The 12,732-nt window shown below is 35.0% G+C and carries 13 protein-coding genes and 1 pseudogene; all 14 read right to left on the bottom strand.

From position 1 onward, the window contains the following. Positions 1–18: 18 nt before the first annotated feature. Positions 19–594: a glutathione peroxidase gene (locus DRF65_RS14235; protein WP_115971432.1), complete on the bottom strand. Its 576-nt coding sequence runs from the start codon at positions 592–594 to the stop codon at positions 19–21. Positions 595–630: 36 nt separating this feature from the next. Then, positions 631–1,296: a histidine kinase gene (locus DRF65_RS14230; protein WP_115971431.1), complete on the bottom strand. Its 666-nt coding sequence runs from the start codon at positions 1,294–1,296 to the stop codon at positions 631–633. Positions 1,297–1,484: 188 nt separating this feature from the next. Beyond that, positions 1,485–1,691, bottom strand: a complete 207-nt coding sequence (locus DRF65_RS14225) for a hypothetical protein (protein ID WP_115971430.1) — start codon at positions 1,689–1,691, stop codon at positions 1,485–1,487. 114 nt (positions 1,692–1,805) lie between these two features. Then, a complete protein-coding gene (gene kdsB, locus DRF65_RS14220) occupies positions 1,806–2,528 on the bottom strand; it encodes a 3-deoxy-manno-octulosonate cytidylyltransferase (RefSeq protein WP_115971429.1) in 723 nt (240 codons plus the stop codon). 236 nt (positions 2,529–2,764) lie between these two features. Then, positions 2,765–3,754, bottom strand: a complete 990-nt coding sequence (locus tag DRF65_RS14215) for a phosphatase PAP2 family protein (protein WP_317126191.1) — start codon at positions 3,752–3,754, stop codon at positions 2,765–2,767. A 126-nt stretch (positions 3,755–3,880) separates the two neighbouring features. Beyond that, the gene (locus DRF65_RS14210) at positions 3,881–4,471 is read right to left on the bottom strand and encodes a hypothetical protein (RefSeq protein WP_115971427.1); all 591 of its coding nucleotides are present in this window, start codon (positions 4,469–4,471) and stop codon (positions 3,881–3,883) included. Positions 4,472–4,585: 114 nt separating this feature from the next. Continuing rightward, positions 4,586–5,839, bottom strand: a complete 1,254-nt coding sequence (locus tag DRF65_RS14205; protein WP_115971426.1) for a pyridoxal phosphate-dependent aminotransferase — start codon at positions 5,837–5,839, stop codon at positions 4,586–4,588. Positions 5,840–5,866: 27 nt separating this feature from the next. Further along, entirely contained in the window at positions 5,867–6,763 is an 897-nt protein-coding gene (locus tag DRF65_RS14200; RefSeq protein WP_115971425.1) for a hypothetical protein, read from the bottom strand. Positions 6,764–6,778: 15 nt separating this feature from the next. Next, a complete protein-coding gene (locus tag DRF65_RS14195; RefSeq protein WP_115971424.1) occupies positions 6,779–8,494 on the bottom strand; it encodes a phospho-sugar mutase in 1,716 nt (571 codons plus the stop codon). Positions 8,495–8,741: 247 nt separating this feature from the next. Continuing rightward, positions 8,742–9,443, bottom strand: coding sequence for a GIN domain-containing protein (locus DRF65_RS14190; RefSeq protein ID WP_115971423.1), 702 nt, complete (start codon positions 9,441–9,443; stop codon positions 8,742–8,744). A gap of 169 nt (positions 9,444–9,612) precedes the next feature. Beyond that, positions 9,613–9,993 carry a hypothetical protein gene (locus tag DRF65_RS14185; protein ID WP_115971422.1) on the bottom strand — a complete coding sequence of 127 codons (381 nt, stop codon included), beginning with the start codon at positions 9,991–9,993 and terminating at the stop codon, positions 9,613–9,615. Between the two features lie 246 nt (positions 9,994–10,239). Continuing rightward, the gene (locus DRF65_RS14180) at positions 10,240–11,298 is read right to left on the bottom strand and encodes a DUF2931 family protein (protein WP_165852228.1); all 1,059 of its coding nucleotides are present in this window, start codon (positions 11,296–11,298) and stop codon (positions 10,240–10,242) included. Further along, a complete protein-coding gene (locus DRF65_RS14175; protein ID WP_115971420.1) occupies positions 11,291–12,355 on the bottom strand; it encodes a DUF2931 family protein in 1,065 nt (354 codons plus the stop codon). Before DRF65_RS14175 ends, DRF65_RS14180 begins: the two co-directional genes overlap by 8 nt. Then, a pseudogene (locus DRF65_RS28445) lies at positions 12,348–12,732 on the bottom strand (DUF2931 family protein); the annotation flags it as partial. The pseudogene DRF65_RS28445 and the gene DRF65_RS14175, both read right to left, overlap by 8 nt.

Raw genomic sequence — 12,732 nt, 5'->3', positions numbered from 1 at the left:
TATAAATTTACTTTTTATTTATTTCAAATGCTTTGTAATGGCATCACTTGTAGGCTTGGTTGTACTTACATAAGTATCAATCAGTTTTCCGTTCTCATCAATCAGGAATTTGGTGAAGTTCCAAAGAACAGTTGTATTCTTCACTCCGTTTAATTCCTGCTCTGTTAAATATTTAAAGATAGGTGCTGTATCATCTCCTTTTACAGAAACTTTTGCGGCCATTGGGAATGTTACTCCATAGTTTTTCTGGCAGAATGTTCCGATTTCAGCATTGCTTCCTGGTTCCTGTCCGCCAAAGTTATTGGCTGGGAAACCTACAATTACCAATTTGTCTTTATATTCTTCATATAGTTTTTCAAGATCAGCATACTGAGGAGTAAATCCGCACTCTGAAGCTGTATTCACGATCAGGATTTTTTTTCCTTTGAAATCAGCAAAGTTGATTTCCTTACCGTCAAGGCTTTCTACTTTAAAGTCATATATTGTTTTTCCCATAAGTTCTTTGGTTTTTGCTTGAGAAATTTCACTTTTTTGATTGGTGCAGCTTTGCAGAAACGCCATGAAAGAAAGCAGCATTAAAAAAATATTTTTCATTTCTTATAAATTTAAGCAGCCGGAACTGCTGATGAATTAAAACTTAAATATATTCGCCGGAAAGACCTTGTTAATATCTATTCTGTTAAGAAGCATCACATAATCACCATCTTTTTTAGGACTTGAAGATTCTATTCTGAAAGGCATCGTAAGGTTTCCTACTTTTTTATAATCGGAATATACTACCGTTTCTTCTTTTTTAATTTCCTTTAAAAGCATATAAGTGGTTGTATCAAAATAATACATATTCTTATTCACATTCTTGGTCAGCTCTACTTTATGGCAATAGATCTCGCCTACTTTTTCCTTTCCAAGGTATTTGGCATCAAAGCCTTTATTTTCCCAGTCAATAAAATCATTATCAAAATTTTCCGGTACATATTCCGGATACACCTGAAGTTTATTGGCTGCATAGTTCATTGCATAGCCTTTGTTTCCGTCAAAACCTTCAATCGCAGTTTCTTTTCCTCCAATTACAATGATCGTTTTGGTAAGATTAGGTCTCTGCTGGTATATTTTTATAGGATACTCATCCTTAATTCCCAATACTACTTTTCCTTGCAGCAATACGGAGTTTAACAGCTTCCAATTGGTTAGGCCTCCGGATAATTCAATATTTTTATCTATAATTTCCTTTGCAGTCTGGCCATAATACAATGAACTTGTAACGGTAAAAAGGATTAAGTATATTATTTTTTTCATTTAATTTTATTAAAATAGTTCTTTAAAGAAGGTCGAAAAATCAAGTCTGGCTTGCTTTTTTTATTTTGCGGAACCAGATTTCCATTTACATATTTAAAAATCAGTCCCGGATCTTCTTTAAAACCTAACGTTTTTGTAAGATATAATATTTTATTTTCATATTTATAAGTAACAGGATCTTTGCTGTTTTACTCTCCGGAAGGTATCTGTAAATACGCCGGATATATTATATTATTTTTAAATTCCAGGACCAGAAAAGTATATCTATCATAGGCTCCATTGGTAGTTGCCACACAGCTATGATGAATCTGGGCATAGAATTTTTTATGATTCAGATCCTGAGATTTCAAAACTGAACCGTAAAATAATGCGATTAAAAATAAGATCCTGACCAAAATAACTTATTTATCAATTCAAATATAAGGGGAATTGGGATAAAAAGCAAAAAGCCAGAGAAAGTAAAATGGTATTATTACATTCTCAAATGATCTCATTTTCAAATTTTGAGATCAAATCAGCTTCCTCGCCTTTTCCAGGTCTTCCGGCGTATCAATGCCTACTCCAACGAAATTGGTTTCTATCATTTTGATTTTCATTCCGTATTCCAGATAGCGGATGCATTCAATCTTTTCGGATATTTCCAAAGATTTCATTTCCAGTTTTGAAAACTGTAATAAAGCTTCTTTTCTGAATGCATATACTCCAATGTGCTTAAAGTAGCTTACATCATAAGAAATTTCTCTGTGAAAAGGAATTGCAGAACGGCTGAAATATAAAGCAAAACCATTATTATCTGTAATTACTTTTACATTATTCGGATTTTCTATTTCTTCTTTTTCTGACAGTTTTATTTTTAGGGAAGCCAGAGAGATTTCCTGTTGATCGTCTTGTTTAAAAACTTCAATCAACTGTTTCAAAGGTTCCAGCTTAAGGAAAGGCTCGTCGCCCTGAACATTAATCACGATATCGCAATCTATGTTCTGTACCGCTTCGGCAATACGGTCGCTTCCTGTTTCGTGTTGTCCTGTCATTACAGCTTTTCCTCCATTCTTAGTAATTTCCTCCAAGATGATTTCAGAATCTGTTGCTACAAATACCTCATCAAACAAACCTGTTTCCACTACATTCTGATAGGTCGTGGTAATAACAGTTTTTTCTCCCAGTATCTGCATCAGTTTTCCCGGAAAACGGCTGGCTTCATAGCGCGCAGGGATGACAGCGATTATTTTCATTCAGTACGATATTAATTAAGTCATTTCAAGCCCTCGTCTCCAAAAAGACGATTGACAGGGCTTATTCAGACCAAAAATAGTGAAAACTATTCTACTTTGCTCTATAAAATGTGGTATTGTGTGCAATTTCTCTATTCAATTCTATGATTTTTTTATCCTTCAAAAAAACAAAATTCCCACATCTTCTATGAAAATGTGAGAATCGGGTATAGATTTTTATTAAATGAGTCAGTATATTAAAAAGATAGTTTTACGCCTACCATATTGTATTCCCATTGGCGGGAGGCCATAAGGTCAAATTTATATTTTGTTTTTCCTATTGTTCCTTCTGAAGTTGTATATCTGCTTTTTGATATTGTTTTTCCAATAAAGTAACCCATTAATAAGGCTAACGGATAATCTGAGGCCCAGTGAACTTTGCTCTGCATCATCTGAAAGCATAAGGCTCCAGCTAATGTATATCCTACAGGCTTTATCCATCGTGCATCCGGATAGTTGTCTGCAATAACCGTAATCCCGGCCATAAAGGTTGTTAAGTGTCCCGATGGCATTGCATCATAGTTTGAGGTATTTTTACCAAATGCTGAGAAACTTGGAAAGGGATTCCATGCACCGCCTTTATTTCCATTTTCTTCTGCGATAAAAGGGCTTTCTCTTCCGGTAATTCTTTTAATGGTTTGGGTGAAAACTCCGGAAAGGATTAAACTTTCCATTAATCCACTGGCGGTTGCCTGTGCTCTGTAATCATTTTTAATTAAACCGTAGGCTCCAAAACCGATTCCAAGAAACACTAATGTAGAACCATTTCCTATAAGATATAATGTAGATCCAATGTCTTTGGGAATTTTGAAAACGCCCCCCAGTTTGGTATAATTGTTATCTTTATCCATCCCCCATCTTTCTCCCAATTCTCTTGAATTATCAATTAATTTCTGGTCAAAAGGTAAAAGGATCAATGTAGATGCAACAGCGCCTCCTAAATAATAGGCATGATCTTTTGCTACAAAATCTTTATTGGTATTGATAAAGTTTCGGGGAAGTTTGGTTACGAAATCCAGCAGTTTAGGTTTTGGATAGGTTCGCACAGAACCGTCTTTAAAAGTATAAGTTTGTACTTTTGGAGATTCAAGCTCTTGTGATAATTCTTTAACCTGCAATGTATCCACCTCCTGTGAATAAACCAATACAGACATTGGCAATAGCAAAAATCTCAATTTTTTCATCATTGTTGTTTTCAACCCTGTTTATTCTTAGCTTATAAAGGGCTCAAAGATAATTCCTAGCTGACTTTGTACAAAGCGTTTGCTTAATTTTTAATGTTTATTTAATTTTTATGGAATAAAAACCGGACCTTAATTTATATAATTGACAAGGAAAATGATTCCATAAATCCAGGAAACATATAAAAATGAATAGAAAGCCCCAAATCCAAGACTTTTTATCATATTTCCTTTGCATTTACCTGAGTTTTTAAAAACTAATCTCAATGCTCTGAAAAAAATCCAATATAGCATGGCGGTCAGAAATAATAAAGCTGACCAAAAGAAAAGTCCTAAGAAATAAGAAAGAAATATAAGCACAATGGAAAATATAATCCACACAACCACTGAAAGGATAGCCCCCCCTATTCCGTCTCCTACTGCAGGAGGGTCAAAATCAAAGCCATCAATTGAAGGGGTTTTGTCAGTATACTTCTTTATTCTTTCACTATTTAAAATACTTCCAACATTATCTTTTAATTTCAGACCATAATACAATCCTAAAGTAATGAACAGGAAAAACACACCTGCAAGAATAGAGGTTGATACTATAGAGTTTTGAAATAGGGACCTATGACCTCCTTTCCCGGAAAGCCAAACACTGATGATCACTATTGGAATTATAGCCAGTTTGGAATAAAACAAATATTTTGTTTCAATAAAGGCTTTTTTGGAAGGTTTCATGAGTTATTAGGTTATAAAAAAGCTTCGACTCCGCTCAGCGTGACAATGCTAATACTATTTGTATATTTTAACAATGTCTTGCTGAACGGAGTCGAAGTATATGTTTGTTTGAAATTATTTCAGATTATTCAAAGCTGTTTCCAATTTTGGAAGCATTACTTTGATCTCATCTACAGCTAATCCTCCAACAGAAGCACGGAACCAAGGTTCTGATTTATCTTCCCCGAATGCTGAGAATGGAACTAGAGCAACACCAGCATCATTAATCAGGTAGAATACAAGGTCTGAAGAGTTCTCAATAACAGCTCCATCCGGTTTTGTTTTTCCGATATAATCCAATTTGATGGTAAGATAAAGTGCTCCCATCGGTTCAATACTGTCTACTGCTAAACCTTTTGCTTTCAGATCCTGAACTCCGCCGTGAAGAACTTTTAAACTTTCTTCAAGCTTTCCTTTAAAATCTTCTACGAATACGTTTACATTTTCAGGGTTTTCATAGAATTTTGCTGTTGCTTCCTGCTCCGGTTTTGGTGCCCATGCTCCAACGTGCGTAAGAAGTGCTTTCATTTTATCAATGATATGCGCAGGACCGAATCCCCATCCTACACGTACTCCTGTAGCAGCCAGACATTTTGAAATTCCATCAATATATACGGTATATTCTTTCATTTCAGGGAAAAGAGAAACCGGATCTACGTGTTCTGCACCAAAAGTAAGGTTAGAATAGATCTGGTCATACATTAAGTATAACGGCTTTTCATCTGCTCCTCTCTTCTTGTTTTCAGCAATTACCAACTCACAGATTTCTGAAAGCTGTTCTCTTGTGAACATTGTTCCTGTTGGGTTCAATGGTGAACAAAGTGCTAATAAAACTGCTCCATCCAAATGAGGTCTTAAATCATCTGCTGTTGGAAGAAAATTGGTTTCAGGCTTTGTTTTTACTTCTACTGCATTCGCTGAAGTAAGGTAAGCGTAGTGATTATTGTTCCATGATGGTGTAGGATATACTATTTTATCTCCTTCATCTACGATGGTTTTGTATACTGCATAGATCAAAGGTCTTGATCCTGCTGTAATCAAAATGTCATTTGGAGAATAATCCAGGTTCCATCTGTTTTTTAAGTCTTTGGAAACTTCTTTTCTTAAAGATAAAAGTCCGTTGGCAGGTGGATAGTTTGTCAGGTTATTCTGATAGGCTTTCTGAACCTCTTCCTTCAGCAATGCCGGAATAGGATAGATATTAGAATTCAGGTCACCAATAGTAAGATTGGCAATTTCTGCACCTTTTGCTTTTAGATCATTTACTTCGTTACCAATTTTTACAATTTCAGAACCGATCAGGTTCGCTGCTAATTTTGAAACTTTCACTTTATTCTTATTTAAAATTTACTAATATTATCTTCTCAGATTAATTTTGTCTTCTATCTGATCCACAGGTGTGTGGGCATCATAAGCGGCTATTAGTTCTTTAGTTTTTTTTGCGGTATTGGAATTCGGATATTTTTTGATGAGCTTGCTGTAAGCTTCTCTTTTATCATCATAAATTTTTCCTTCCTCACTGTCATAAATCCGATCACTGTCCATTCCCAGAAGATAGTCTAACAAATAATTGTGATAATTATCTTTTGCAGCCTTAAGTAATGGGCTTTTGGGATATTTATTGATAAAATTCTCCCATTCGATCAATCGGTCCCCTAATTCTTCCCAGGTAATCAAAAGTCCGCCGTTCACAGCATAGTTTTCCTTATTATCTTTTGCTATCTGTGAGATGTAAGCATCATAATCAGGAGTTACTTTATTCTTGAAAACAGATGCATAATATCCCGGCAGCGAGTGAATTTCAGTAAGACCTTCACCCATTTCGTGGAATTCAAGACCTGCTTTATTCAACTCAGCAGCCATTTTCTTTATATTATCCGGCAGATTATAAGTATCCGGTCCTGTATGATAATCAATATATTTGTCAAGGATTTCAGTTTGAGAATTGTTAAAACACTCGGTGTATTTCTCTCTGATTTTCACATAATCTTCATACACTTTGTTGTTCTGCTCCGGACTGTTTCCTGCAATCTCTTTATCAATCTTAGTACGATACCATTGCAAAGCTTTAATATAGTCTTCCGTTTTATTATTGGCAGAACAGGCTGTATCAATGGGTTTGTACTGATCCTCTTTGGTTTCGTTTTTAGCGATTGAGTCGTTTGCAGGTTTTCCGTCCGGAACTGCAGTCTCCTTTTTACAGGAAACTACAGCTGCAGACAGTATGCAAACTGTTATTATTTTTTTTATCATATCTGCTTTCAGAGATTAATCCAGTTTTAAATCTGTTTTAACGGCCTGAATTTTAGCTTCCAATGATTTCAGTTTATCTTTAAAATCTGCTTCAGAAGAGATAGAGTCTTTTACTGAAACATAGAATTTAATTTTTGGTTCTGTTCCTGAGGGTCTTACACAAACTTTAGTACCGTCTTGTGTATAATAAATCAATACGTTAGACTGCGGAATGTCGTTCATTACTTTTTTCTCTCCTGATGAAATGGTAAGGCTTGTCTGCTCTTTAAAGTCTTTCACTTCTTCCACTAATGAACCTGCCAATTCTTTTGGAGGGTTTTCACGGAAGTTTTTCATCATATCCTGAATTTCTTCAGCACCTTGTCTTCCCTTTCTAACAATATTGATTAATCCTTCAAAGTACATCCCCAGATCTTCATAGATTTCGATCATGTATTGGTACATTGTTTTCCCGTTGGCTTTACACCAGGCTGCAATTTCGCAAGCCAGAAGGATACTTCCACAAGAGTCTTTATCACGAACAAAATCTCCGGTCATGAATCCGAAGCTTTCTTCTCCACCACACACAAATTTCTGAGTTCCTTCTGCTTCACGGATCATTTTTCCGATCCATTTGAATCCTGTAAGACCTACTTTGCACTCAACACCGAATTTCTGTGCAATATCATAGAAAATATCTGAGGTAACAATGGTGGACCCGATGAATTCTTTTCCTGTAATTCTTCCCTGCTTTCTCCATTCGTTCAGGATGTAATATGTAAGGATAGTGTTAGTTTGGTTACCGTTCAATAACTGCATTTCACCATCAAGGTTTCTTACCGCAATTCCTAATCTGTCACCATCCGGATCTGTTCCGATCACAATATCCGCATTGGTAATCTTTGCTAGATCCATAGCCATTTCCAATGCTGCAGGCTCTTCTGGGTTTGGAGAATCTACGGTTGGGAAGTTTCCACTTGGAATCATCTGTTCTTTAACCAGGTCTACTTTTTTAAAGCCAGCTTTTGCTAACGCTTTTGGAATGGTAGTATAAGTGGTTCCGTGAATGGAAGTGAAAACAATATTTAAGTTTTCTTTTCCTTCGTTCTGATACGTAGAATTTTCAATACATGCATCAATGTAAACGTCATCCTGCTCCTCTCCGATCCATTCGATCAGATCATCATTTCCGTTGAATTTAATTTCTTCGAATTTTACAGAATATACTTCTTTGATAATGGCTTCATCGTTTGGTGGAACGATCTGTGCACCGTCATTCCAATATACTTTGTATCCATTATATTCAGGTGGATTGTGGGAAGCGGTTAATACAATTCCTCCGTTACATTTTTTATCACGAACTGTGAAAGACAATTCAGGAGTTGGTCTGTGATCTTTGAAAAGCAATACTTTAATTCCGTTTGCCGTCAAAACATCTGCTACCAGTTTTCCGAATTCTTTTGAATTGTGACGAACATCATAAGCAATAGCTACTTTAATTTCCTCTCCTTTGAACTGCTCCAGCATATAGTTAGCCAATCCCTGAGTTGCCTGTCCTAATGTATATTTATTTAAGCGGTTGGTTCCTACTCCCATTATTCCACGCATTCCTCCTGTTCCGAATTCCAGTTCTCTGTAGAATGAATCTTCCAGATCCGGGGAATTGCTGTCGATTAATGCCTGTACTGCCTTTCTCGTTTCTTCATCAAAGGTCTCACTTAACCAAAGTTTCGCTTTTTCTAATGTGTTCATATTTAGTTTAGTTTGGAAGCTGGAGGCTGGAAGAGGGAGGTTGTTTTTGTCCCGGATTCAACCTTTCAGCTTTTGATTTATTATTTATCTTATTTACCAGGCTGGAAGTAGGAAGCTGGGAGATGGAAGATATTGCATCCCCTAATTCAGACTTCTGCCTTTTATTTCATTATTTTTATTAAAAAGAGAAAGAATCGTTTGGTACACTGGAATTCCCTCCAGCTTCCAACTCCCATCTTCCAGCTCTCTACTCTAATTTCTTATTTTCAACTTTTGTTGTTTTTTCTACTTTAAATGCTCTGATCGGATCATTATAGTAGATGAATTTTGCGGTGTTCTGAATATTTCCTTTTAAAGAGTCTTTTACGTTCACCTCAGCATAGTTTCCATTTTTGGAATCGATATTCAGATTGGTAATTTTCCAGTAAGGGGCAATTAGACTTGCGGTATCGGAAATCTTTATCACTGCATCTTTGGTTAATCCTAAAAAGTTAGCACGGCTTCTGTTATGCATTTCCACTTCTGCCCTTCTTGTGTTGACAGATCCCATGAAGCTTGCATTATTTTTCATATTCAGTCTGAAATTATCGGTTTTAATTTCACTTGAAATATTCACTTCTACGGAGTCTGAAACGGCTACTTTTTCAAGATTATATTTTGAATAGATAGTTACATTGTAGAAGTCTACGCCTTTTGTTCCTCTTTTTTCTTTGATGGTAAGGGTCTTGTCCTTTACTTCTACATCAAGGTTACTCGCTACGTTTGGATAGGTTTCTATTTCCACAAAGTTTTTCGGGCCTCTGGCATAAAATACACGGAATTTACCGTTCAGATCCAGGTTTACAAATTCCGGAACGTCCACATCTTTCTTTTCAATATTTCCTTTTGGGGAAACTTTCCCACAGGAAACAACTGCAACCAGCATCAATGTGTATAGTACTTTTTTCATATTTAATTTTAAATATTCTACTGACGATCATTATGATCTGCTTTATTGAAAGTTTTCCGGGCTTTCAATATTATCTTTTAACAAAAATAGGATTAAAATTTCTAAAAATCTTTGTCTTTTGGCAATAAAATACCTGATAATTTTCAATTTTTCAGTTTTTCAGGGAAAGCTATTTTTTTGCTTTTATTTTTTTATAAAACCAGGTATCAGACTTCTCAGACATTGATGACAACAGCAAATAATCCTTATTGATATAAGCAATTTTCATTCGTATTGTATCCTTACTTTCATTGTATTTCATTTTCAACAGGTTATTTTCCTTTTGGTAATTTCCAGTAAGATCTTTGGAATCAAAGGAGTTATTGGGGTGAAAACTCAAAATACCTGTTCCGTATCTGGAGCGGTTCTGCTTGTTTTTCAGGGTATCTATCTTTGGCACTGTCCCTTCATATAGTTCTATAAATTCCCATGAACCAATAAGCTTATTGGATGAACAGGAATATATTGACAATAGGACTGCAACAGCTAACAGCCTTTTTATGTTCAGCATTTAATTTTATTTAAGATTTGTTTGGCGTAAAAATAAATAAAAAAACACCCTATTTACTATGGGTGCTGTTCTTTATAGCGTTTGTAATTGGACTTATTAATTTTTACGCAAAGGTTTAATAAGCTTGTAGAATATTTTTAAGGAGGCAAAGGTGAAATCAATTTCATTAATTTTTTTCAAGCGGATGGACAGCTGTCCTCTGTTAAGGTTTGATAGTATACTTTTTTTATCCATTTTATATTCATTCTAGCCACCCCAGATTCTTTTTACTTTAAATTTCTCTAAAGCTATCTTTTTATCTTTACACTGTACAACTACTTTAAAATCATTATACATAAAATCGGGAACCAGAACAATGTCTATTGGTTGATCAGGGTATAACTTTCTCATTTCACCAAAAACCTCTAACATTTCTTGATCATTAAAAACAATCTCTGCATTGTATTTAGTAAAGTCAAAATTAACATCATAAGGAACACTATCTGATTTATACGTTTCAACAGATTTTGCATTCATTAAAATTTCAGATTCTCCATTATAATTAATACGATATAATCCTGTAATTTTGTCTTTATTATCATAAGGAGCCAGTACAAAACGGTAAGTATATTTTTCTCTGTATTTATCCCATGACCCAAAAGGAATACCTGTTTTTACAATTGCTGTTTTTGTACTATCAGAAATATTTATTGAATATTTTTTATCAAAAAATTGTTCTTGAGTTTCATCATATTGTGGATGGGGCCTAAACTTATTTTTATCTACAGATATTTCCTTTGCCTGTAAACGACAAACCTCTCTGCGGTGATGATTTCCTGATAACCAAACAACAACAACCCCTCCAGGCGCTGCTCCTATAGTAATTCCGTCGTATGTACTTTCTTCCCAAGGAATTTCACCATTACTATCAGGATTACCTTCCACCATAAAACCTTCTCTAAACAATTGAAGTATTTTCTCTTTAGGTAAATCAGCATCTACCCGCCAGAATTTTTTTTCTGCATAACTGACATAAGTAAGATCCAGATGGGATGGAATTCTACTCCCGCCCTGACCAGCTTCAACTCCATCATACTGCCAACTCCCTGTTGTAACTCCTGCTTTAGGTACTCCACATATCAGTTCTTTTTTCTCATCTTTTAAAACTCCGATATGCACTTCTATAGGGTATTCCTTGGGAGCTGACATCGTTACCATATAAGGAAATTTATGTTTTACAATCTTTCCTTCTTTACCACAGTTATGTAATAAAGAAAGTAAGATTATTGTACTGATAACCAACCTTATGAAATTAATTCTAGCCACCCCAAATTTTATCTACTTTTGCTTTTTCCAATTTAATTTTTTCACCATTACACTCTACATATAAAGCAATTTCATTATACATAAATGTAGGCACCAGTACTATATCTACAGGTTTGTCAGGATATTTTTGCTTAAAATTTTCAAAAATTCTCATCAGTTCTTTATCATTGAAAAAGATTTCTGTATTATATTTTGTAAAGGAAATACTCACATTATAAGGGAGTCCTGCTACCCTATAATCCTGTTTAGATAAATCCTGAGGATAATAGATTACTGCCTCTCCGTTGTAATAACGTATAGATTCAAAGACAATCTTATCTTTTCCATCGTATGGTTTTAAGATAAAACGGTATTTGTACTTAGTGCGATACTTATCCCAAAGACCAAATGGAATACCATTCTTACTAATATCATTCCTTACACTATCCTTGACAGCAACCTGATAAAATGTATTAAAAAATTGTTCTTGTGTTTCGTCTGGATCAGGGCTAGGTCTAAACTTATCCTTATCAATAAAAATTTCCTTGGCTTGTAACCTACAAATCTCAACTCTATGATGTCCAGCTGATAACCAGACTACAATAACACCTCCAGGTGCGGCTCCTACTGTAAATCTATCATAAGTACTATGTTTCACATCTGTATAAATATTCTGATCATTAGGGACTTCTACCAATGAAAAACCTTTGCGAAATCCTTCCAGAATCTTAGCCGATGGCAAATCTGCATCTACAGTATAAAATTTCTTCTCTGCATACGCTATATAGGTAAGATTTAGATGAGTAGGAATTTCACTTCCTCCTTGCCCTGCCTCAGTACCATCATTTGCCCAGCCTTGGTTCTCTTTACCAGATCTAGGCATTCCACAGATGAGCTTTTTGTCTTTATTCAATAACCATCCTTCATGTACTTCTATTGGATATTCTTTAGGTGCAGTTACCGTAACCATATAAGGAAATTTATGTTTTACAATCCTTCCTTCTTTACCACAGTTATGTAATAAAGAAAGTAAGACCATCACACTGAAAATCAGCTTTATGGTGGTAATTCTAGCCACCCCAGATTCTTTTTACTTTAAATTTCTCTAAAGCTATCTTTTTATCTTTACACTGTACAACTACTTTAAAATCATTATACATAAAGCCGGGAACCAGAACAATGTCTATTGGTTGATCAGGGTATAACTTTCTCATTTCACCAAAAACCTCTAACATTTCTTGATCATTAAAAATAATCTCTGCATTGTATTTGGCAAAATAAAAGTTAACATCATAAGGAATTCCATCCGATTTATAAGACTCAACAGCTTTGGCATCTATTAAAAACTCAGATTCTCCATTATAATTAATACGATATAATCCTGTAATTTTGTCTTTATTATCATAAGGAGCCAGTACAAAACGGTAAGTATATTTTTCTCTGTATTTATCCCAT

This window comes from Chryseobacterium pennae (assembly GCF_003385515.1).
Taxonomy (GTDB): domain Bacteria; phylum Bacteroidota; class Bacteroidia; order Flavobacteriales; family Weeksellaceae; genus Chryseobacterium; species Chryseobacterium pennae.
The sequence above is the reverse complement of the archived record's forward strand: the minus strand, read 5'-3'. Positions and strand labels throughout refer to the sequence as shown.